General features: G+C 37.1%; 21 protein-coding genes and 1 pseudogene. 8 read left to right on the top strand and 14 right to left on the bottom strand.

Features of this window, described 5'->3' with window-relative positions:
- The 4 genes from QNH43_RS04925 to QNH43_RS04910 form a co-directional block, all read right to left on the bottom strand.
- On the bottom strand, nt 1–678 hold the full coding sequence (locus QNH43_RS04925) for a DUF2848 family protein (protein WP_283917014.1): 678 nt from the start codon (nt 676–678) through the stop codon (nt 1–3).
- Complete coding sequence (locus QNH43_RS04920) at nt 675–1,466, bottom strand: carbon-nitrogen family hydrolase (RefSeq protein WP_283917013.1); 792 nt, start codon at nt 1,464–1,466, stop codon at nt 675–677. The genes QNH43_RS04925 and QNH43_RS04920 overlap by 4 nt, the downstream gene beginning before the upstream one ends.
- Nucleotides 1,467–1,495: 29 nt before the next feature.
- The gene (locus QNH43_RS04915; RefSeq protein ID WP_283917012.1) at nt 1,496–2,962 is read right to left on the bottom strand and encodes a 4-hydroxyphenylacetate 3-hydroxylase family protein; all 1,467 of its coding nucleotides are present in this window, start codon (nt 2,960–2,962) and stop codon (nt 1,496–1,498) included.
- A gap of 570 nt (nt 2,963–3,532) precedes the next feature.
- On the bottom strand, nt 3,533–4,204 hold the full coding sequence (locus QNH43_RS04910) for a GntR family transcriptional regulator (protein ID WP_283917011.1): 672 nt from the start codon (nt 4,202–4,204) through the stop codon (nt 3,533–3,535).
- Nucleotides 4,205–5,160: 956 nt separating this feature from the next.
- Here QNH43_RS04910 and QNH43_RS04905 point away from each other — a divergent pair.
- Nucleotides 5,161–6,618 carry a S8 family serine peptidase gene (locus QNH43_RS04905; RefSeq protein WP_283917010.1) on the top strand — a complete coding sequence of 486 codons (1,458 nt, stop codon included), beginning with the start codon at nt 5,161–5,163 and terminating at the stop codon, nt 6,616–6,618.
- A gap of 378 nt (nt 6,619–6,996) precedes the next feature.
- Here the strand turns inward: QNH43_RS04905 and QNH43_RS27615 are convergent, their stop codons facing one another.
- Entirely contained in the window at nt 6,997–7,209 is a 213-nt protein-coding gene (locus QNH43_RS27615) for a DinB family protein (protein WP_349654803.1), read from the bottom strand.
- Between the two features lie 436 nt (nt 7,210–7,645).
- The gene (gene ltrA / locus QNH43_RS04895) at nt 7,646–8,905 is read right to left on the bottom strand and encodes a group II intron reverse transcriptase/maturase (RefSeq protein WP_283917009.1); all 1,260 of its coding nucleotides are present in this window, start codon (nt 8,903–8,905) and stop codon (nt 7,646–7,648) included.
- Between the two features lie 732 nt (nt 8,906–9,637).
- Here ltrA and QNH43_RS04890 point away from each other — a divergent pair.
- Nucleotides 9,638–10,147 (top strand): DoxX family protein, encoded by a 510-nt coding sequence (locus QNH43_RS04890; RefSeq protein WP_283917008.1) that lies wholly within the window; start codon nt 9,638–9,640, stop codon nt 10,145–10,147.
- A gap of 78 nt (nt 10,148–10,225) precedes the next feature.
- Here QNH43_RS04890 and QNH43_RS04885 read toward each other — a convergent pair whose 3' ends face one another.
- The 3 genes from QNH43_RS04885 to QNH43_RS04875 form a co-directional block, all read right to left on the bottom strand.
- Nucleotides 10,226–10,360, bottom strand: coding sequence for a hypothetical protein (locus QNH43_RS04885; RefSeq protein WP_283917007.1), 135 nt, complete (start codon nt 10,358–10,360; stop codon nt 10,226–10,228).
- A 580-nt stretch (nt 10,361–10,940) separates the two neighbouring features.
- Entirely contained in the window at nt 10,941–11,675 is a 735-nt protein-coding gene (locus QNH43_RS04880) for a polysaccharide deacetylase family protein (RefSeq protein ID WP_283917006.1), read from the bottom strand.
- A gap of 234 nt (nt 11,676–11,909) precedes the next feature.
- Complete coding sequence (locus tag QNH43_RS04875) at nt 11,910–12,128, bottom strand: cyclase (protein WP_283917005.1); 219 nt, start codon at nt 12,126–12,128, stop codon at nt 11,910–11,912.
- 580 nt (nt 12,129–12,708) lie between these two features.
- Here QNH43_RS04875 and QNH43_RS04870 point away from each other — a divergent pair.
- The gene (locus QNH43_RS04870) at nt 12,709–12,813 is read left to right on the top strand and encodes a transposase (protein WP_283917004.1); all 105 of its coding nucleotides are present in this window, start codon (nt 12,709–12,711) and stop codon (nt 12,811–12,813) included.
- A 28-nt stretch (nt 12,814–12,841) separates the two neighbouring features.
- The gene (locus tag QNH43_RS04865; RefSeq protein WP_283917003.1) at nt 12,842–13,108 is read left to right on the top strand and encodes a hypothetical protein; all 267 of its coding nucleotides are present in this window, start codon (nt 12,842–12,844) and stop codon (nt 13,106–13,108) included.
- Nucleotides 13,109–13,353: 245 nt separating this feature from the next.
- On the opposite strand, the gene QNH43_RS04860 is transcribed toward QNH43_RS04865, so the two are convergent.
- From QNH43_RS04860 to QNH43_RS04850, 3 genes are all read right to left on the bottom strand, one after another.
- Nucleotides 13,354–14,031: a hypothetical protein gene (locus QNH43_RS04860; RefSeq protein WP_283917002.1), complete on the bottom strand. Its 678-nt coding sequence runs from the start codon at nt 14,029–14,031 to the stop codon at nt 13,354–13,356.
- A gap of 424 nt (nt 14,032–14,455) precedes the next feature.
- Nucleotides 14,456–15,679 carry an MFS transporter gene (locus QNH43_RS04855; RefSeq protein WP_283917001.1) on the bottom strand — a complete coding sequence of 408 codons (1,224 nt, stop codon included), beginning with the start codon at nt 15,677–15,679 and terminating at the stop codon, nt 14,456–14,458.
- A 935-nt stretch (nt 15,680–16,614) separates the two neighbouring features.
- Entirely contained in the window at nt 16,615–16,977 is a 363-nt protein-coding gene (locus tag QNH43_RS04850; protein WP_283917000.1) for a group I truncated hemoglobin, read from the bottom strand.
- Between the two features lie 355 nt (nt 16,978–17,332).
- On the opposite strand from QNH43_RS04850, the gene QNH43_RS04845 reads away from it, so the two are divergent.
- Nucleotides 17,333–18,079, top strand: coding sequence for an ABC transporter ATP-binding protein (locus QNH43_RS04845; protein ID WP_283916999.1), 747 nt, complete (start codon nt 17,333–17,335; stop codon nt 18,077–18,079).
- A complete protein-coding gene (locus tag QNH43_RS04840) occupies nt 18,076–20,040 on the top strand; it encodes an ABC transporter permease (RefSeq protein WP_283916998.1) in 1,965 nt (654 codons plus the stop codon). The genes QNH43_RS04845 and QNH43_RS04840 overlap by 4 nt, the downstream gene beginning before the upstream one ends.
- 22 nt (nt 20,041–20,062) lie before the next feature.
- Here QNH43_RS04840 and QNH43_RS04835 read toward each other — a convergent pair whose 3' ends face one another.
- Together QNH43_RS04835 and QNH43_RS04830 are read right to left on the bottom strand one after the other, a co-directional pair.
- The gene (locus QNH43_RS04835; protein WP_283916997.1) at nt 20,063–21,061 is read right to left on the bottom strand and encodes a sensor histidine kinase; all 999 of its coding nucleotides are present in this window, start codon (nt 21,059–21,061) and stop codon (nt 20,063–20,065) included.
- On the bottom strand, nt 21,058–21,732 hold the full coding sequence (locus tag QNH43_RS04830; RefSeq protein ID WP_283916996.1) for a response regulator transcription factor: 675 nt from the start codon (nt 21,730–21,732) through the stop codon (nt 21,058–21,060). Before QNH43_RS04830 ends, QNH43_RS04835 begins: the two co-directional genes overlap by 4 nt.
- Before the next feature lie 389 nt (nt 21,733–22,121).
- Here QNH43_RS04830 and QNH43_RS04825 point away from each other — a divergent pair, with 389 nt between their 5' ends.
- Both QNH43_RS04825 and QNH43_RS04820 read left to right on the top strand, forming a co-directional pair.
- Nucleotides 22,122–22,334, top strand: a complete 213-nt coding sequence (locus QNH43_RS04825) for a hypothetical protein (RefSeq protein ID WP_061461893.1) — start codon at nt 22,122–22,124, stop codon at nt 22,332–22,334.
- A 450-nt stretch (nt 22,335–22,784) separates the two neighbouring features.
- Nucleotides 22,785–23,148 (top strand): annotated as a pseudogene (locus QNH43_RS04820) (DMT family transporter); the annotation flags it as partial.
- Nucleotides 23,149–23,660 lie beyond the last annotated feature (512 nt).

Here is a 23,660-nt window from a genome sequence, read left to right as displayed (position 1 = left end):
TCAAACTACCTCCGCATCCGTTAAAATATGAACCTGATAATTCAATTGAATTTTGTTACCTGTTAAACGATCATATAATTCTGCCGAAAATGCTTCCCCATAAATAAATTCACCATTTTTAATCGGTAATGTTCCGCAAAACACAATCATATCATCACTATCATATCCACGTTCCTCGATAATTTCGAGCAATTCTTCAGGATGCAGGAATTCTCCTAGCTTGCCTGTCTGGTACTCTTTTTTCACTCCATCAACAATCATCCAGCTTCTCATTTCAATGTCATCCCATCGATCTTTTACGTCATCCAAGGACCAAAATTGTGTTGAAATGGGCTTGCTGCATACTTGTTTGGATTTCTGAATAGACACTTTTTCAAGCCCCCGGTCAGTGTGATCACTACCTAGCCCTAAATACCATTTCCCTCCAATTTTCATGATGACCACTTCCGCTTCTCCGCTGCTGCTTTCTTGAATAACTGAAATTGACTTATTTGTCGTAATAAGATTTGTTGAAAGATCGTAAATCATCGGAACTTGTGGAGGAGCTGGAACGCCGATCTCCTTCAATTCATCAATATGTTTTTTTACAGATTCCTGGTCTTTTCCCGTATAGCCGGCAATAAGTAATCGTTTAGGATCTGCGACAATATTTCTTCCACAAACATTAATATTTATCAACTGAATTCCTCCTGTCCATCTAAAACTCGGTGCTTCAAATTAGGGAATACATCACGAATTTTAGTAACCTGAGATGGATCAATCTCTGTTTTTACAATCGTTTCTTCATCTCCTCCAGCAGCCACAACAATCCCCCATGGATCAACCACTTGACTATGACCAGCTAAAAGGACGTCATTAGTATGACCAACACAATTACTAGAAATCAAGAAACACTGGTTTTCCAATGCTCGGACTGAATTGAATAACTTCCAATGCTCCAGCCTTCTATGTGGCCAAGCAGATGTAACAAGAAGTAATTCTGCTCCTAAATTCACTTCTGCACGATACAATTCAGGAAATCGCAAATCATAGCAAGTTGATAAGCCCACTTTCCCGAATTCTGTATCCACTACAGTTGTTTCATTTCCTCTCGTCAATATTTGACCTTCTTTTGAACCATAACGAAATAAATGCATTTTTCGATAGGTTCCTATAAGTGTCCCATCAGGAGAAAATAGAACACTAGTGTTGTAGTATTTTCCATTATTTTTTTCTATAAAACTGCCTGCAAATATATATGAATGAACTTCTTTTGCCTTTGAGGAGAAACGTTGTACAAAATTCCCATTCAATTCTTCCGATTCGTCCATATAACGATCAAAAGAAAAGTACCCCGTTGCCCACGTTTCTGGCAAAACTATTAAATCTTGTCCTTTTAATCCGTCAATCATAGACTCCACGCGATCTATGCGGGCATTTTTGGATTCACTATCTTTAATCTCCAATTGTATTGATGCAATTTTCATTTCTTCAACCATCCTTTTATTTATATTTCTTATATTAGTTCTTTCACCTGAGTGGGAAGAGAATAGCTTTCTAAAAATTTATCCACCATTTGAACCGGCTCATCATAGCCGTAATTCCTAAATGAAAAGCCTTTCGTGACGAAAGGTGCACCATTATAGAACAATTCATACTGTTGATGCCTGCCTCCGAATTCTGAACCAATGATATCCCACACTAACTTAAATAATTTAACTTTCTCCTCAGCCCCAACTCCCGTAGAACGTATATATTGATACATATCATCTTTCGTTTCAGGATTGATGAGTTCTTTATATGAAGATGGTAATTGTAAAACACCTCCACCGCATAACTCCCTTAAAATTTTAATGGTGGAAGCATAAATGGTTTCCTGTTGACCCACTACTCCATAAAGAAAACGTGGATTCGGTCGTGCCACACCGTTTTTGTCGATGATACAATTGTATTCAGAAGCTAAAAGGTTACCTTCTACAGAAGCCGCAATAGATGCAAGTTCCCCTAATTTCTCTTGGACTGAAGGGATTTTATCAATTCCATTCATCGCAGAAACTTTTCGGGCGGCACCAATCAAAAATTTCAATTTATTGCTAAATCTTATTTGCGCTTGATTATTGCCTAATATATGAGCTGGTGTTTCATGGAACTGAGCTCTCACGATGTCAATATTTTTGTAAACGAAAATATCTTTCCAAGGAATAAATACATCGTCAAAAACAACTAATGAATCACTTTCATCAAAACGAGAAGATAATGGGTAATCAAATGTGCTTGGTGATTTTTCAGCATAACCAGGCCTTGCATAAAATTTTAATCCTTTTGCATGAATCGGTAGTACAAAAGACAAGGCATAATCTTCATCACCAGGTCTGAGTGGTGTAAGGCAGCTTACAAATAAGTAATCTGATACTGCTGATGCAGTACCGAGCATTTGAGAACCCCGAACAATAATTCCATCCTCTCTTTCTTCGTACACTCCAACCGGGAGAAATTTATCTTCCTGCTCATGAGCTGCTTTACTTCGATCAATTTGTGGTGGAATAATAACGTATGTTACATATAGATCCCCATCTCGAACATGTTTATAGAAATTCAAAACATTATTCCCATAACCTTCTCCACCACGATCAAACACTTCGGGTGAACTGGCAAAGGCAGCCAAAAAGCTGGCGACATGATCAGGGCTTCTTCCGACAAATCCACATGTTGCTTCAGACCATTTAGAAATCGCCAATCTTCTCTCTTTAAGTTCTTCCCGACTCCTTGGAATCATATAAATTTTATTTGCCAGTGTACCGTCCTCAGTTTTGTATGTCATATTCTGAGATTCATCTGATGCTAAATCGTATAAGCCTGCAATGGTATCTATAATTCCTGTAAAAGCTGGATGGGCCGCCACATCCTGTACTCGTTCCCCATTTATGTAGATCGCTCTATCATCTTTCAATGTCTGTAAATATTCTTTACCTGTTCTAACCATACCTGATTCCTCCTATATGTTTGAATAAGTACATGTTTTAAAAGCAAGAAACAATTTAACAGCGAACCTTAATTATATTATGTGTTGTGTATTATGTATTGTGTATACATTAAAGGTTTGCATTTCCGATCAGATAATTAAGGTATGCACATACTATTGAATTTCATGTTCATATCCTTTACTCTTCTACCTATGAACATTAACAGCTTGTTCTTTTACTTCTTGATGGGTGCTAACTTAAGCGTTTTAATGAATTGTGATTTGCGCACCATAAAACAAAATGTGACAGGTAAACGCTTTCAATTCCAATAAACTATAGACTTACCTCTGACTGATCTCTCATTGTTTCAACAATAAGACTATTTATAGCAAAAACTCAGGAAAAGGCATTCGAAAGAATTTTCCCAAGGCTTTTGCTATAAACGTGACAAAAGACTTGGTTTGACCTTGCAGTATATCTTCTATTTCATAGGCTGAAGTTGATTCTAAACCCTTATCTTTTGTCCCTAGAGATGTAGTAACCTACCTTTTACCAGGAGCAATCCCCTCCTTCAAGCATTTGATGGAAAATCAGGAATTATCAACAATAATTAATGTTTCTTTTGTTTTTTCTAAATGATTTAAAATCGCCTGTGAAGCTAGTTCGGGATTTTTTTCTTCTAAAGCCTGGATAATCTGATTATGTTCCATCAAAACTTTCTTCATTCTCCCATGTTTACTGACTGCTTTTAAACCCATAAGCTGAGTAAGGTTATGCAGATTGTTCAAGACTTGCTCTATTATGGTGAAATTTGCTAGTCTTGTCAGCGAGAGATGAAACTCATGGTCTAGCCTTATGAAACTAATGGCATCATCATTTTGCAATGCTTCTTCTTGTTGCTTCAGAATTAATTTAAGTAACCTCAGTTGTTCAGGTGATGTAATTTCTTTTGTTAGTTTTTTCACCGATTCAACTTCAATAGCACTTCTTAGTAAAAAGATTTCATCCTGTTCCTCTGGTGTAATCTTTCTTACCGTTAATCCCTTCCTCGGAATAGAGACTAGTAATCCTTCCTTCACCAAATCTTGAATAGCTGCCCTTACCGGCGTTCTTGAAGTATTTAACCTTTCCGCTAATTGAACTTCTGTAAATATTTCATCACCGGTAATACCACCAAATAAAATCGCTTGTTTAATTTGCTTATATACTTTATCTTGCGTTGTTCTTTCCTTTTCGATTGGTTTTAAATGGATTCCTGCCATGTTAATCCGTCCTTTTTGATGAGTCTTTTCAATATGAATAATGGGAATCTATATGATTGGTAAAACTTAGTGTTATGTATACATAATACATAGCACTCAAAACATAAGTCAATCATTTTTTATATTTTTCTGAATTTTTCAATCCAACCTATATCAAGAATCATACTTTAAAAAGCCGCCAATTGACGGCCATCAATGGCACTGACTCACGGTTCTAAAGTTTGATTAATTAATACAAATAACCTTGATAAATAAATAGAAAGAGCATGCTTTGAAAAAGATTGATCAAAACATGCTCTTAACATATTCAATTGAATGATACTTTTATATAAAAGAAGTTGGATCATTTTCCATACTTCTTATAAACTTGCGCACCCGTTACTTTAATTAGAAATTTAATTAGCTTTTCTTGGTCTCCTTAAAAAATAAAAGCTCTTTTCGTAAAGATTGTTGTTTTTAAAACGAAACGATTTAAGGTTGATTGGAGCGCAAGTGCGAGACTCCTGCGGGAGCAGCGGGACAGGTGAGACCCCACAGGCGTTCACGCCGAGGAGGCTCACCTCCCGCCCCGCGGAAAGCGAGCATCTGGAGGGGAAATCAACCACACCGCTTTACTTGGTAAATAGCAACAAAGTATGCGAAAACAGCCAAAATAAAAAACCTACAACACCTAAAATACATCTATACCACCGGAAACAATAACTGATATTTCTATCCCCCTAACATGACCTGTATCCCCTATTCAAAAATACATTTCCCTATCTATATACAAGATGAAGGTCTCAGCCGATAGTTTGATTCTAAAAGTCTTAATGAACTACTCTGACCCGATAGTACAATAAGAAAAAGAGCTGCCAATTTCAATAATATGAGATTTATTAGGAAAACTTGGAATTTAAGTTGTTGTAGATTAAGATAGTATATGATGAACATTTTCCATATATAGGAGGAGACTTATGAAAAAGAAAATTCTACATACGGTACTTTCGATTGCAGTAGGAGCAGGGATATTGTCCGTTGGTGGTGTTCCTACCCAAGCTAAGAGTCAAAATCAGGAGATGAATAACACATACGCAATAGCATTTAAAAGTGGATTACCAGAGAATTATCAAGAGGTAATACGGAAGGCTGGTGGTAAAGTAACCAAAGTTCTTCCTGAAGTTGGAGGAATAGAAGCACAATCTGACGAGCCTGCTTTTCTTAAAAACCTAAAAGGTAATTCTTCAATAGAAGCTGCTAACAGAGAAATCCCCCTAACCTTAGACAAAACAGCAGTCAGCCCTTACAACTATGAGTCTAGTATCATCAGCCAGCAAAATTCAGAGAGTTATTGGGACTCCCAATGGGATATTCAAAGGGTGACCAACGGCGGGAAATCATATGATTTAGAAACAGGCGGATATGAAAATAAAGATGGTAGTATTACTCATAAAGCAGTGGTGGGAGTTATTGATACTGGAATTGATGAGTCTCATCCTGACTTAAAAAATAATATAATAGGTGGACGTAATCTTGTTCCTGCTGGAATGGATGAATCTGAAACAGGTGATCCTACTGATATAAAAGATCGCAATGGGCACGGTACTCACGTTGCTGGGATCATTGGCGCAAATGGTAAAGTAAACGGTGTAGGACCAGATCTAGGAATCCGATCCTATCGAGTATTATACTCAGAGCAAGCCCTTGGATTACCAGCTTGGATTATAGATGGAATTATTGCAGCAACAAATGACAAGGTAGATGTTATTAATATGTCTCTTCGTTTCTATAATAATACCAAAATGACAATTGAGGGAGAAAGTTATAAATCAGTAGCTGAAACGTTACTTTGGAAGAGAGCTATTCAATATGCAGTAAAGAATGGAGTAACTGTAGTAGCCGGTAGTGGTAATGAAAGTTTAAATTTAGATGACAAGAAGGAAGTAAACGAATTTTTAAATAAACTGTACGAACCATATGGAATGAGCGTGAAAGGGCCTGCAACTGTAGTACCAGCACAAATGCCAGGAGTCATTAATGTGTCTGCCTCCACAAAATGGTCAACTCAACAGCTTGCTTTCTACTCCAATTATGGAAACAGTGCCATTGACGTGGCAGCTCCCGGAGGGGATTATGGGCCTAAATATGCAGAAACCAATGACCCTGCGGCGGCTGATCCAAGTAACTTAATCCTAAGTACTTGGCCTACCTATTTAGGTACTTCATATGAGTTTAATGCTGGTACTTCCATGGCCACTCCTCAAGTAGCTGGAATTGCAGGAGTTATTAAGGCGGCTCATCCGGAGTATAATCCTGCCCAGGTAACAGCACGTATTAAGCAAACAGCTCTTGACCATGGAAAGAAAGGACAAGATGCTTTGTTTGGTTCAGGAGAAGCAAATGCTTATAGAGCATTAGAAAATATAAAGAAGTAGCTTATGCTTCTAAATAAGATGAAATATTAAAAGTACATGATAAGGAAAACATCTTTTCAAAATGAAATATGGAGACTGCTGATTAGGTGAGTGGCCTCCATATTTAACTCTTGCACCCGTTAGTTCCATAAATTTAACAGACGATTGCTCTGCCGATACGCTTCCCTCACCCTCTCAATCTGGGCAAGGTTTCCTCGAACATGTTCAACACGAAATTCCAGCAATTGCTTAAATGTGAACCGCCCTGCATCGTCATATACTCCCACCCGCCCGCTTTGTTCATTTGTCAGATGTTCCAGAATAGGCTGCATACTGGAACGCAGCAATTGGAAAGGAGCAAATGCTGTTCACGGTCCAACAGATCATGACCCAAACCATTCAGCCATTCAAAACGAAAGCAGAAGTGGCTTCTGCTCCGCCAAGACTTTTTTCAGCCGATGTAGACAATACCTCAACATCCGTCACATGGATGAGAATGTGATGGATGCTCCACTTGTCTTGTGCGGGCTTGAAACGAAGCCCCTCTTCCGCTAATCCTTCGATAGCTTTCCGAATCATTGCGTATCCACGACCATACTCTTCAATCAACACTTCCGTTTTGTCCCACCTTTTCTTCTTCAATTTTGAAAAAAAAATTGACGAAATGGATTCTTTTCTTGCGATTCAGTATACAGTTTTTATAAAATAGTTTGATTTTTTTTGGTACCCCTTTAAGAACAAACGCACAGCTTAAGCATTACATTGTATAAGATGTTTATAGATTGAAGAACTAATATAAAAATGATACCGGTAATAGCAATAATTTCCCCAGCAAAAGCAATTATTAATATAAACAGAATATCCCCCATCTATCATCTAATTTCATATTGAGGGTAGACTCTTAATGAAGATAATTAAGTTATTTTACCACAAAAAACCATATTCATTCTCCAACTATCCTGCCCTTTCATAAATCGAGTAGGAGGAGGCGCCTAGCCTCCGACCTCTCACACCACCGTACGTACCGTTCGGTATACGGCGGTTCAGTTTAAGTCTGACGTAGTTTTGTATATCGTTCATATAGATTTACTAACCCTTGGTGGAGCCAATAAACATTATTAAGGATTTTGTCTAGAATAGGACTATGCGCTATGCGCCAATAACCCTTTCTGCTATTTCCCCATTCATATGCTTTTCCAAGTGGGACGCCTAATCCTTTGAGTTTCCTCACCCTCGTTCTTGGTAATTTCCATTGTTTCCATAGGCACATCCTGAGTCTTCTTCGAATCCATGAATCTAAATTCTTCAATACGTTCGGAGTATCAATGAGGGCGAAATACCCCATCCAACCTCTAAGGTATTGCTTTAACTTATTTATTCGGAGTTTCATGGGTATCGGTGATTTCCTCGAGGTCATTTCCCTGATTCGTTTCTTTACTCTCTTCACCGTTTGTTTAGCCAGTAGAACCTTCGGGTTCTTTGACTTCGTGAAACTAAAACCGAGAAACGTTCTGTTCCAAGGGCGATCATACTTCGACTTCTCGTAGTTGACCTTTAGCTTCAGATTATTTTCAATGAAGTTTGAGATATTTCCCATTGCACGTTTAGCGGCTTTTCGTGTCTTCACAAAGATAGTACTGTCATCCGCATACCTTACGAATCGAAGATTACGTTTCTCTAGTTCTTTATCTAAATCGTCTAACATGATATTAGATAATATAGGACTTAACGGACCTCCTTGCGGAGTTCCCTCCTCACTTTTATGAAAAAGTCCGCCTATCATAATGCCTGCTTGAAGGAATTTACGAATCAGTTTGAGAACTCGTTTATCTTCAATTTTCCGCTCTAACATTCCCATGAGCTTGTCATGATTCACTTTATCGAAGAACTTCTCCAAGTCCATATCCACTACCCATGTATAACCTTCGGTTATATAGGACTTTGCCTTTCGAACCGCCTGGTGCCCTTGTTTGTTAGGGCGAAACCCATAGCTATTCTCCGAAAAGGTTGAGTCATATATCTTGGTCAATATTTGGGCAATGGCTTGTTGAATGAAACGGTCTAGAACGGTTGGAATACCCAATAGCCGAACTCCGCCGTTTGGTTTCGGGATTTCGATACGACGGACGGGCTGCGGTTGATAGGTACCCTGTAAAAGGGCAGTTTTCATGTTGTACCATTCGGTTACGAGGTGCGGTCTCAGGTTTTGAACCGGCATTCCATCTACACCATGGCTTCCCTTATTTCTTTCTACACGCTTCAATGCCTGTATTAAGTTTTCCCTCTCTAGTATCTGTTCCATTAACATCGTTGATATCCTTTCTACGTGGATAAATGGTCTATTTGTGCCTTTATCTGCTCCGCCCTTTTGAAGTTCCCCGTGTATTCACCACTTCTTCCCTCAAATAAGTTCCGTTAGGAATTGTTTGCTTCTTCGCAGATAACGAACGCCCAGTATTCATCCTCCTTAATCTGTTCGGTCCTTCCTTATCTTCTCGAGTAGACAAGTACTATGACCTCTGCTGACTTCTGATGATTCAGCTGTCCATCACTGGACAGGTTACCAAGTGTACTTGGCTGTCATCAGACCTCCCCGGGTAAGAGTGCAATCTTTCCCTCCATCTATCTGCTTCATTTACTCTTTACCACCTTCGGCAGTAAGGACTTTGTTTTGTTTCGCAAACTCATCCAATGATACCTAGCCTTATATGAAGTTCGTGTTCCTCAGACCGGAGGTTTGCCGCTTGCTTCCTTCAGATTCCACGTCGCCATGGACACCCTTGCATTAAGCTAACCATTACTACTGCCTTCATGGTTCGGGACTCACACCCTATAGATTGCACCCATGCCGGGCGCACGAAAAGAGCTGCCTTAAATACAGCTCTGATCTTCTATGTATCTTTAGTGCCTGCTATATTACCTCAAATTGAATTAAAAGAAGATTATTTATAAAACATTTACATAACTGATAATGAAAATCGTTTTCAATTGTGTTATTATATCTCCTAGTCATTATTTTTTAATTATAGGGAGGAAAAGTATGTTTATTGATCTTTTAAAGCTTAACAAAAATGTCTCCATTCTTTTGGCTGTGTTACGTGTGTATCTCGGATATACATGGGTTATGGCTGGCTGGGGGAAGTTAACAGGCGGACAATTTGATGCTTCTGGTTTCTTACAGGATGCGTTGGCAAATTCGACTGGAGATCATCCGGCTGTTCAGGGATGGTGGGTTGCATTCCTCGAGAATGTAGCCATTCCTAATGTCGAGATATTCAATACGTTAGTACCTTGGGGAGAATTCCTCGTCGGGATAGGTTTATTGCTGGGTTGTTTCACTAAAACAGCTGTCTTTTTTGGTCTGGTTATGAACTTCTCTTATTTGTTTAGTGGCACGACAAGTACCAATCCACAACTTGTTCTATTATCAATGTTTATCCTTGTTTCTGCTATGAATGCAGGAAGATATGGGGTAGATGGTATGATTATACCTACTCTTAAAGAAAAACTATTTGCTAACAGAACAATAGAGGAAAAAAATGTAGCCTAACAAAAAAATGAGTATTAAAAAAAGAGGTCGGGATCAATATTCCGACCTCTTTTTTGTCGATAATTGTGTTTTTTACTTTTAAGTCCCTTGAATGTTCCCAATGTAAATAAAAGTTCCAGGAATTTTACCATCAAGCCAACAAATAGCAAGGGCGTTTTCAAAATAAAAACGATTTTGCAGAAGTGTCTTACTTAAAACATTATTTTCAACCATCGGGATGGTCTCCCCTATATATGGGGTAGTAGCAACAAGATAAGAGTTTCGGTCGCAGTTCACAATTCTTAATGCTCCATATCTCCCATCAGGGAGTTTTACCGCCTATACATCCCCAATTGATATTTGTTGCTTTTTTATCCTTTTTTGATTTTCCAATTGCTCTTCCTCCTGATTTACAAGATAGTTATGAATTATATGACATTACAAATGTTTCTAAGGAATCCTGATAGGTGCATAACCATAGGTGTATATTTCTTCAATTAATTAAGAAATCCTTGTTGAACTAAATTGCCCCATTGGCTCCATAAGAAAAAAGAGCTGCCTAAGCAACTCCCATATTGATGTAAAGCTCCCGTTAGTTTAAGTAGAAACCTTCACAATCTCAATAGAGTAGAACCTTTTGAGAAGCATTCAAAGTACCTCTAATTTTAGGCTTTTTAATGTCTCATGAGTCTTGTTTCAAAAATGCTTATCGTTGTAAATGCGCATTTTCCTGCCTCTCCCCCTATAAGCACTATTTAGCACTTTTCCCTTGGTTCTAAAAAGAAAAAGCGATTACCTGGTAAAGGTACCGCCTTCATTCTTTGTCAACTATCTTTGCAAAGTCATCAAGAGTAGTTGAATACTTGATATAAATTCGTGGTAAAAGATAAAGTTCGTCTTTAATGCCCTTCTCAGAAAATAGTTCAGGAGTTGTCGTAAGTCCAAACAAATAATATTTCTTCGTTTCTGCTACGACTTTATCATTGAAATTTCCGTATGGATACGCAAGAGCATTAACTGGTTTGCCTGTTATTTTTTGAATGTTATCTTTTGACCCTTTCAGTTCATATTCATAATTTTCTATTTTCGTCAAATCAGGATGTGTAGCAGTATGGGACTGGATTGAGATCATACCCGAATCAGCCATCATTTTTAAATCCGATTTCGATAATCGGTTTGAGCGGCCGATAAAGTCAGAAATAACAAAAATGGTGCCACTTGGTTTAAAATGTTCGTTTTTAAGTCTTTGAAAGATAGCAAATGCATTCAGATTGTTTTTATATCCGTCATCAAAGGTAATGAAAATGGGTTTGTTTACTTTTTTAATGTCATGCCACCGATCAAAAGTTAATAATGTGTAGCCATGGTCTCTTAAATAAATCATTTGTTCCTCGAAATTCTTCGGGGTTACATATAGCTCCTTAGAACCCTGCCCAGTAAACTCGTCAATCGAATGGTAAACTAAAATAGGCACTTTTCGTTGAGCAAAAACTTGTGATGAAAGATTTAAGAGAAGAAGACATAGGAAAAACATTGCAACCTTTTTCATAAAACTCCTCGCTTTTTATTCTTTTCAATTTATTGTGCCACAAAAGCATAGTTCTATTATGATTTCTCCCATACGGTTCATTTTCTGTATAACCTATACTTTTTTTAAATAATGCACCATTGTTTAATGTTGCCTTGAAAACAGCTCCGATCTTAAGCGAACGCATCCGTTATTTTAACAAATACCACATATTTTACGGCTTAATTTGTTTAGTTTTTTATATTATTCAAACTTCTAATCAACAGTTTTTCGTTTATGCTTTTCATTAATTATTTTTTTGTTGAGTATCCTCACTTCCCCAACCATTAGCAACCTCATATCGTCTACGATATACTTCGCTAACTCTTCATCAGTTATGTCATCTCCATCAATATCAAGACGAAAATCCTGTCCCTGTAATCCACCGCCATTAGTAAACTCGATTTCAAAGTCGAATTGAACTCTTTTGTCCATTTTAAATCCACCTTATAGTTGTTTTGAGTTATATATATTCCAGTTGAATGAAACAATAACCTTCTTGAGCAACCCTGCCCGAAAGTTGCATAAAGATCAATCTCAAAGCCATTGATTCTAAGCGTTAGCTCACCTTCTCTCTTCTCAGTTTCTTCACCCACCCAATAGCTAGACAATTTAAAAAATCATCTTAATCAAGATAACAAACTGTTCATTATTTTTAAAAAAGCCGCCCATCATTTGAGCAGCTCTTTAACAGTATTTTAGTTTTGTTGTTCTGTGAACATTTGAAAGGCTGGCTTCTGGACTTCCCCCCGTCAAGTAGGGAGTTCTTTCTCTCAACTAAAAAACGACGGGCAGGGATGTTAACCCCTGTGAACTCAGCATGAAGTGCCATTTGACGTTCTCCCGAGGGACGCTGAGCTGCAGGTTGGGCATGCGTCTCAACAGGGTGGAAAACGCAATCATTGTGATGTTGCGTTACCATTGGGAGCATATGAGTTATTTAGAAGAAACCATAGAAGAATTTTAAAAAAAAATTGGTCAACTCCTGTCCCCTTATCGTAAGGAAGTAGAATTAATGGATGGTATACATGGTGTGAACAAAGCTGCGGCAGCTACTTTTATTGCGGAGATGGGTGTTGATATGTCCGTATTTAAGTCAGCAAAACATCTTGCCTCTTGAGCTGGTGTAAGTCCTGGAAATTACGAAAGTGCTGGTAAAAAAAACGAGTAAAACCTCACAAGGAAATAAAGCTTTAAAAACGATGGCCGTAGAATGTGTATTAGCGACATCAAGGCAAAATAATCGAATTGCTTCACATCGAAAAAGGATTACCAAACGGCAAGGAAAAATGAAGGGACGAATCGCTTCTGCTCATTTACTATTAACGATTGCTTACAACATCTTAAAAACAGGAGAACCCTATCATGAACTAGGTTCAAATTACCTTGAAGAAAAAGAAAAAACAAAGAATTAAAAATGATCGAATACCTAAAAAAGAAAGGCTATACAATCGCTCCATCTGAACAACAAACTGCATAACCAGTTAAAATAACGACATAGTACATTTACGCCCATCAAAAAAAAATGAGAATATGGAGGGTTTATTTTAGCATGGCTTTTTTACTAATGTATTTTCATACAAAAAAGCTGCCATAAAGACAGCTCCGATCTTCAGCTAACGCACCTGTTAGTTCATCCAGGTTTTTGACTGGGAGAACACTACTCCCACTCATAATCATCTGTTACCAGCTCGACCTTTTCTGGTATTATTTTTTGAAGAGAGTCTATTGTTGAAAAGTGTTCATCATTTGAGAACGCGGTAATATAATCACCATCATACCCTACCCAAAACATAGTGGAACTTTCAGCTAAAGTTGCTATCGGGGTATTGGCTAACCACTTTAAATTAACTAGTCTGGTTCGGTTATGTTTAGTCTTTTTTACAGGAAAAGGTGACTCATGTTCCCTTTCCTCTAGTCTGAATACATCCTGTTTTAAGGACCATAATGATAAGTTCAACATACTTCCATTCCCGTACAAATAAGGATAATATTCTTTAAATTGCTGCGGGCTGCGTATAATTGCCTTTACAAAGAACTTGTCTTTACGACTCCCCTTCATATAATTAAACTCGATATTTTGCATCTTAAACAGCTCTTCGTACTCTGCTTGTTGAAAATCATAGATTTCTGCAAGTGAATAAATAGGGTAATAATCTGGGCTATCCATCCAATTACAAAAGAATTCTTCATGGGTAACTGTATAATCACCATCAATATAACAAGAAAACTCTACGATATATTGGAACTCACCGTTAATCTCAAAAGGATAAGTGGCTTCTTCCCCCGGCACAGTTATTATTTTTTCGGGAGGGAAGTAGCTTATATCTACCTTCATTTTACTCGCCTCTCTTAAAAGGTCGAATAGTTTATTTTTATTATAGGCTCTTTTCGTAAAGATTGTTGTTTTTAAAACGAAACGATTTAAGGTTGATTGGAGCGCAAGTGCGAGACTCCTGCGGGAGCAGCGGGACAGGTGAGACCCCACAGGCGTTCACGCCGAGGAGGCTCACCGCCCGCCCCGCGGAAAGCGAGCATCTGGAGGGGAAATCAACCACACCGCACTACTTGGAAATAGCAACAAAGTATTCGAAAACACCTTATTATAATACCACGTGAATCCTTTGTTTTCCCTGGCCTGTTAGTATTATCAGCTTCTTAAACTAACCTGCCCCGGTTGTATAAGAAAAGGAGCTGCTGTTAGCTCCTGGTAATGAAATAAAGCACCTGTTAGTTCTTTAAGATATTTTAAGTATTGCTCTTTAACCAGAAATAAATTTTTTACTTTCTTCAAAATAACCAGCCTTTGAAGGAATAAATACTGTAATGAAAAGTACGGTTGCAAAAATTGCTCCGACAATAGAAAAAATTATACAAACAACTTGTAATGAAAACCATTCTATTGTTAACCCTAAGAGCAGTGTCAATCCAATTTGAATCATACCTTGCACCATATCTGCAATACTACCGAACCTTCCCATAATTGCTACTGGTACATTACTTTGAAAAAAGGTAGCATATCCTGCATTCGCAAATGCCATAAAGAAGCCTAAAAATATAAAAGACAATGTTGCGGTTAAAAAGTTAAAAGATGCATAAAACAAAACATATCCTATTGATGTCAGTAACATTCCGGCACCTATAAATAACCTTAGTTGCAACTTCTTAGATACAACGGCGGCGACAGTAGCTCCTCCCAACGCCCCAATACCAGTAATACTTACAATTAAGCCATAATCACTATCAGACAACTCCAAGTGCTGTTTAATAAAAGTAACCTCTTGTGAATCTAGTGCAAAGCCAATTAGCATTGCACATTGAAACAATAAGTAAACGGATACAAAGAACTTTGCAACCTTAGTAAATTCCCTAACTTCTTTCCAGTCGTTTATGAGAATTTTCCACTGAACTGGTTCTCTTATATTATCTAAATCTTCATCAACGTCAGGAAGAAGATAGATGAAAAATGCACAAATTATAAAAGTAATCGCATTAATAACAATGCATAATTCTGTCCCTGCATACATAATAAGGATCCCTGAAATAGCTGGGCCTAATAAAAATGCACCGGAGCTGGCCAAACTCATAATCGAATTAAATCTTTTTCGATTTACAGGAGGTACCAGCTTTGTTATGTAAACGGATGAGCTTGGACCAAAGAATGAACCGGCAATATTAATTAATAAAAGGACTGTATATATAGTCCATAATGATGATATAAAAGGAATCACAAATACTAAGACACCTCTTATAATATCAATAGATATCATTAATCTTCGTTTATTAACACGATCAATCACACTCCCAGACCACGTATTAGTAATTAATACGGCAATAGGCCTTATAATATAGAGCCCCGCAACTGCTGTTGCAGAGCCAGTTAAGTTTAATATCGAAATATTAAGTGCAATTAAGTAAATCCAATTCCCTAAATATGAAACCCCTATTCCTGATATTAAAAGAATAGGATTCTTCCAACTGGTCATTCACTCACCTTATTTCTTATATAATTACCTTCAATTTGCATCTGAACACACTCGTTATTGGTAAAATATTACATATTATCTATAACTAAATAATATTCTTTGATAACAGTAAAGATGCAATGAAATTTCTTTATACAATTCTATAAATTCAACCAATAACATCCTCACTATTATCATTTCTTCTTCAACTAACCTGCCCCTTTATTTGCATAAAGAAAAAGGCTGTCTAAACAACAGCCACACTATTACATCCTAAGTTAGTCTTTTTGTATATATTTATGTTCCATAAAAAATCATTAATAGCATTAGAAATATATTTAACACTAACAATATCTTTCCAAAGAGATTTTTTATAGCCAAAACAGAGAATACAATAGAAATCATGAATGAAAAAATCGCTAGTTTAGGTGGAAAATACACAACGTCTAAAATGCTTGACATAGAAAAATACAAAAGAAAAATGCTAATAAATATAAATATCATTGAAAAAATTAATGCTATAGTGATATAAATAAAAGTCCTGAGTTTTTTCAGATGTTGTTTCTCATGACTATAATCAACCATTTTTCCCTCCTGATATTAAGTTTGTTTAATCCTTAAAAATCAGCCCATACCGAATGCTATTCTCTATCTGAACAATAAATACCTTTTTCAACTATCCTTCCCCTTTATTTGCATAAAGCTGCTGATCAGCTCCTGATAATGAGGTAAAGAACCTGTTAGCTTAATAAGAATTATTTACTAGTTGTTCATCATAAATACTAATTGATGTACCTTCTCTTTGAATAAATTATCTATTATTTGCTTTAGTACCCTTGGTTCACGTAGTTCTTCATTTTATGATAATAATCCCCCTATGGAACTCCCTTTTCTTCCATAAGAAAAGGAGCTGCCAGTCAGCTCCTGAAGGAAAGTACCTTTTAGCTAAATATCGTTTATTTATACAAGATATCATCTCTTAATGAAGCAACTTTAGTTAAAGCTGTATCTATGTCGGCTTCATTCACTCCAAAGTGAGCAAGTGCATCGTTTAGATGTTTTACAATGGCATCAAAATGGGCTGGTTGCAGATTCAATCCATGGTGAGCTTTTTCCATGGATTGTCCAGAATATTGTTTTGGACCACCTAATGCAAAACTAATAAATTTCGTCTGATGACGGCGTTGTTTTTCCATATCCGTCTTTTCAAAAAAATGATTGACTGTATCATCCTTAAGAACCAACTCGGAGTAAAAATAGTCCACAACTTTTGCTATCGCTTCTTCTCCGCCAACTTTTTCATAAAGTGTTTGTTCCATATATACACTCCTATTTTGTAGTTAATAGAAGTATTTTCTGTAGATTATTTCGTTTTTATTCCTTATCTTTCATCAAATTCCTTTAATTGATCATTAGCCGCTCCAGCACCTTTTGATCTTATGCAACCACTCTGGCCCTTTCCCTGAAGAAGAATTCGGTTATATTCAACTTGTTGCCACTAAGTTGCTGAAAATGCATAATTGATTTAGTGAATTCCATTATTACCTTCACTATTCACTTTTATTTTACCTATTTAAATTGTAATGTGACAAAATTGTAATCTTACTTCCTGTTACATCTATGGTGGGGAAAGGGATGAATTTTATAGTATGTAACATGAGGAGGAGATTTACGTTGAAAAAAGTATTACAAACTAAAAACTTATCTAAATCCTATGGAAAGACACAGGTTTTAAAGAATATTGATTTGACCATAACCTCGGGTGAATTTACGGCAATTATGGGGCCTTCCGGTTCAGGAAAAACAACACTGATGAATGTGCTATCGACGATTGATAAATTTTCCGGCGGTGAAGTCTGGCTTGAAGAACAGGCTCTGTTGGATTTAAACAAAAAAGCATTGCGCACATTCCGCCAAGAACGAATGGGTTTCATCTTTCAAGATTACAACTTGCTTGATACTTTAACGATTAAAGAGAATATTCTTCTGCCCCTTTCATTAAGGAAATTTTCTGCGGATGAGATGGAAAGACGTTTAAGACCAGTCATCCAGGCATTGAATATTGAAGAAATTCAGGATAAATACCCCACAGAAGTTTCTGGTGGTCAGAAACAACGGGCATCATCTGCGCGTGCCATTATTACAAATCCTGCGATTGTCTTTGCAGATGAACCTACAGGCGCTCTTGATTCCAGATCAGCAACGCAATTATTGGAACAGTTAGCGAGCTTAAATGAAACATTTCAAACGACCATTCTCATGATTACACACGACTCCTATGCAGCAAGCTTTTGTAAAAGGGTTATCTTCTTGCGTGATGGGGGAATCGTAAACGAGCTTTATAAAGGTGACCAAAGTCAAAGCGACTTTTTTGATCGAATCCTTCACATCCAGAGTGCCATGGGAGGTAATCAAAGGTGAACTTACTGAATATAACGTTGCGGAACGTTCAGCGTAATTTCCGTGTTTATACGATTTATCTGTTCGCCATGATTACTGGTGTCATGATCCATTTCACCTTCTCATCACTGATGTATAACCGGGATATATTGGATGTACTCAAAAATAAGGAGAGTTTTCAAACGGGGGTGTCGATTGCCTCAGTGGTCATCTTCCTCTTTATCATTTTCTTTATTCTTTATGCCAACTCTTTCTTCATGAAGCAAAGAAAAAAGGAATTTGGTCTCTATTTGCTTCTAGGTATGAAAGAAAGCCAGATTACACGAATGGTTTTCGTGGAAAATTTGATCATTGGTTCATTCTCGCTTGTAATTGGAATACTTCTTGGCGGTCTACTGTCCAAGTTTTTCGGTATGGCATTAATGAACTTAATGCAATACGATAATGTCATTACGCTAAATTTTCCTTATCAAGCGATCGGCTCGACAATCATCCTGTTTCTCTTGTTAGCGATCATTGCAAGTATCCAAAGTTTCTTCATGATCAGTCGCGTACAACTCGTGGAGTTGTTTCATGCCAAAGAAAAAATGGAAAAACCCATACCTTCTTCGTTCATTATGGCAGCTTTGTCGTTAGTGTTATTAGCAACGGAATTCTTTCTGATCAGCCGGGGCAAAGAATCAAGCATATGGAAAGACTACACAACTTTTTCCATGATTGCTGTCACAGTCGGCATGATCGGTGGAACGTATTTGTTCTTCCGACAGTTCTCCGGCTGGCTGCTGCAACAGATCAGCCATAAGCATAATTTCCATGAAGGCAATCGGGTATTGTGGATCTCGTCATTGCGCTTCCAAATAAGGTCGAATACGTTAAACCTTACCTTCATCTCTTTGTTCAGTGCGACCATTATTTTCTTGATAGGATTCGTTTCGATCAATTACGCTGTCCAGTTTGAAGCTGTCGGCAGGAATTTACCGAATGATATTGCGTTCCAGTCATTGGATAAGGAAACAAACGATAAAATTGATGCCAAGATAAAAAATTCCGATCATCCAATAGAGTATCACAAAACTTTGGAAGCCTTAATAGGTAAGCCAAATACAAACATGGACCTTGCTTTTGAGAACCCTGAGTATTTTTCAAAGGACGTTTTTCTTTTCCCAGAAAAAGCATATAACGAAATCATCTCACTGCGTGGAAATCAGGAGGAAATCCATTTAGAAGATATGGAAGCTGTATCTCTGTCACAAGGAACAGATTCCCCAAAATCATTCCCCTCCGATCAGCTGCCACGTTTTAAAGTGAATGTAAATGAAGATATCACTCTAAAACTAGTAGAGAAGAAAGATTACGCATTAATAGGCTGGGCCAGCGACCCTGTTCAATCCATGTTATTAAAGCCCGCAGTCCTGATTATTTCAGATGAAGCTTATCAAAACTTAAAAAGCACAGCCAAATCGATCCCTTTTGAAATTTATGAAATCGAAAATGAGAAGCAGGCCGAATCCTTATCAAGTGAAATACATGCCATTGTTACGAAGGAACCCGACACATATTATTCTTCGTTTGCTGATGTGTATTCAAAGCAAATAGAAGGTTCATCTTTAATGTTATTTGCAGCTGCTTTCCTGGCTGTCATTGCACTGTTTGCATTGGCAAGCGTTATTTACTTTAAACAATTGCGAGAAGCAACGGAAGAACAGAGACAGTATTCCATTCTGAGAAAGATTGGTACCGCAGACCGTGAATTGAAAAGCGTGATTCGTAAACAACTTCTTTTTGTTTTCTTCCCTCCACTAGTTTTAGGCATTTTGCACAGCTGGCTCATCTTAAAATACTATATCCTTGATTCAGTACAAGATTTTCCGCAGCTTACTTCGATGCTCTGGTTCATCTATGCTATATACTTTGTGATTTATGTATTGTTTTATCTGTCTTCTGCGAATCTCTACTACAAAATCGTAAATCAGAAATATTAATTAAAAAACGCAATGGCCTTCATCAAGGTCTCATTGCGTTTTTTTGCATAATGAAATAGGGATCGACATTTTTGGGAAAGTGCATGATAAATTCGGTATACAAACCTGTTTCAGAGTTGCACGTGATATAGTGACCAAGTTTATTGGATAACTGCTGTGCTAAATATAACCCCATCCCTGTGGATTTTGTGAAGGTACGCCCGTTTGATCCTGTAAAACCCCTATTGAATATCCGTGGTAAATCGGTCTTTTCTATACCAATTCCATTATCTCTAATAATCAGCTGCTTTTCTTTTAAATCAGAACCTGTCTCAATCTTTATTTCCCCTTCTTCTTCCGTATACTTCAAGCAATTTGAAATTAATTGATTCAGGATAAATTGTAGCCATTTGGGGTCACTTTGGATTGTGGTAGTTTCTACCTGTAACGACAGGCGGATTTTCTTGGAAATAAATGTTTTGGAATGAGTTTTTATGACCTCTTTCACCAATTGGCCCAAATCGCAATTCTTGATGTCATAGTCTTGGTTGAAGTTATCCAACTTTGCATAATAAAGTGCTTGATCCACATAATGCTCTATCCTTGATACCTCATCATGAAGGCTCTTGGCATCGATCTCAGTCTGCTGCATCAATCGCAGCACTGAGATGGGTGTTTTAATTTCATGAAACCACGATACAATAAAATCGTAATACTCGTTTTGTTTCTCATGAATCAGATTGAGAGACCTTATTTGTTCCCTTTCCTTCTCTTCAATCAACTGCTGTAACGAGGCTGCCTCTAAAGAAAGGTTCTCATGATCTTCGTCACCCCTGGCCCGGATCGCGCGTAAATTTTGCTGATACCGGTACAAAAAGAAAATAATCAATACGAAAAGAGTCAATACCCCAGCATATAGAAAAGTGTTCTTGTTCCATGTCATATTGGGATCAGTGTAAAAAACGGCAGAAACCATACAAAAGACAAAAATGACTAAAAAAATATAAGGCTTCTCATGTTTTAAAAATTGCATGAACCTCATTCGATCAGATACCCCATTCCTTTACGCGTCACAATAAAGTCTTCTAATCCAATTCCAGAGATCTTACGCCTTAAACGATTTACATTAACAGTCAGTGTATTATCATCGACAAACTGTTCATCATTCCAAAGAGCTTGCATCAAGTCATCCCTGGATACGATTTTCCCTATTTTGCGCATCATCAATTGCAAAATGATAAACTCATTACGTGAAAGTTCAATGGATTGTTCCTCAAATTGGATAGTTGAGTTTGTTACATTCAAAGACAAGTTCCGGTGGGTTAATTTTAGGTTTTGTCCATTTTGATAAGTATAATTCCGGCGTAACAATGCACTGATTTTTGCTATAAGAACATCTAAATCAAATGGCTTCTGGATAAAATCATCCCCTCCCATATTAATGGCCATGATGATGTCCATGTTTTGATTTCGAGAGGAAAGGAACAGTATGGGGACACTTGAGATTGCACGAATTTGCTGACACCAATAAAAGCCATCAAAGGTTGGCAAGTTTATATCCAATAGTACTAAATCAGGCTGGGATTTATCAAAATCATCTAAAATGTGGTCAAACTCCATAACCTCCACAACTTCATATCTCCACTTCGTTAGGGTATCAGCCACTATTTTCCTAATTTTTTCATCATCTTCAATTATCATAATTTTAAACATAACAATCTCCTATTCATGGACTGCATCGATAAAGGTTTAAATTTTCTTTAATATTTATGCTAATTATTCCAAACTCCTGTCATTTGTACAATACATCACTCCAGAATTTGGTCCAATTAAAGAAATTTTAGAGAAGAGATGCGATACATCTCCCTTGGGGTATCCTGCTGTTTGAGAACAAACTCGAAAAATAAGGAGAAGTCATCATCCATTGGAGGATATTCATTTCTACAAAAAAGTAATTGTGGACTAACCCTATTGTCGCATCTCTCTCCTTATCTACGGAAACAGTAGATATTAATTTTGATAAAAAAGTTACCAGCTTGTCCAAAAAATAAGTATAAGAATGTAATAGATTGGATAAACTAATAAAAAAGGAGTGGGAGATTATGGAGACTAAAATTAAAGAAGGAACAAAAGAAATGTGGAGCGAAATTAATGAATGTATAACTCGGAAAATTAATGAAAAACATGATTTATCCTTTCAAAAGAAGAGCAATGATAATTATATGAATCTATATATTCAAACCGCAGTATTACACACCTTATTTGAATTATCAGATGAGTTCAGGAAAATCGAACGAAAATATAACCGATTGTGATGCTTCCGGAAAGGTCATGCACTAAAAATTTTAACTTAATGGTGGATTAGGATTAAACTCTTCAAGGGAGCCTTTTAATCCTAATCCACGTTTTTCTTTCTTACATCATTACCGCTGCCGCAATTTGACTAACACCATTACTGCACCATTTGCTTCCCTACCCTATAAATTCCTCTTTTCATTCCAACTAGAATCCATTTTTCAATCTTATCTAAAATAAAGGCAAAGATCATTCGTCAATCAAGACAGTATCTAAAGCTTTAAACACCTGACAAAACCCCTCCTTTTCCTACTAGCGACTGGTGGGGTTTCTAGTTATAGTTTCTACATCCTTTTGCAATCACGAAGGATAAATTGGCTTCAATGTGTAAAGAAGATTTTCTAGGGAGTTGTTTTCCAACGGTACGTTGTGTCTAAAACTATTATTTGTTGGTTTTATAAATACCTACTAAACGTATACCTGGGCAATATTCACAAATTGTTATAACGACCTATGCAGTGCTTGTGGCAATTGTCTGTTTAACACCTATTATGATTAGTCGATTAGATGAGCTTGATTTTCAAGCAATCATGCATCCATCCAAATGGGGCGGCCTTTTATACTTGGGCATCATTTCCACAGCATGTGCCTTTTTATTGTGGAATCTCCGACTGCAATGCTTACCGCATCAAGTGGGGGATTATTTTTCTTTTTACAACCTATAGTGGGTACTTTTTTAGGTTGGTTAATACTAGGTGAACAAATCGGCTGTCTTTTTGGATAGGTACAATATTAATTTTTATTGGTGTGTTATTAGTCATTCGGGAAGAATAACACACATTAAAAAGTTTATTAAAGTTATATTTTAAAAAGTACCCTATAAAGCAGTCACTTTAAAAAGGTCTGCCTATAGGGTACTTTTTGTGTTTTTACTTCTTTGTTTTTGGCTATTTTCGCATACTTTGTTGCCATTTACCAAGTAATGCGGTGTGGTTGATTTCCCCTCCAGATGCTCGCTTTCCGCGGGGCGGGCGGTGAGCCTCCTCGGCGTAAACGCCTGTGGGGTCTCACCTGTCCCGCTGCTCCCGCAAGAGTCTCGCACTTGCGCTCCAATCAACCTTAAATCGTTTCGTTTTAAAAAACAACAATCTTTACGCAAAGAGCCTTGTTTTTCTAAAGCAATCCAATTTTTATTTGATTAGACAAAAAGATGTATATTTTCATTTCCTTCAACCTATTTCATTGAAAAATACCTTTTATACATTCATTACGTAATTATCATTATAATTTCATGTACATTTCGAAAGTATTTTTGTTATCATTAATTCATAATCATGGAAAAGAAT

It is taken from the genome of Peribacillus simplex (genome assembly GCF_030123325.1).
In the GTDB taxonomy this organism is placed as follows: Bacteria; Bacillota; Bacilli; order Bacillales; family DSM-1321; genus Peribacillus; species Peribacillus simplex_D.
This window is presented reverse-complemented; position numbering and strand designations above follow the sequence as displayed.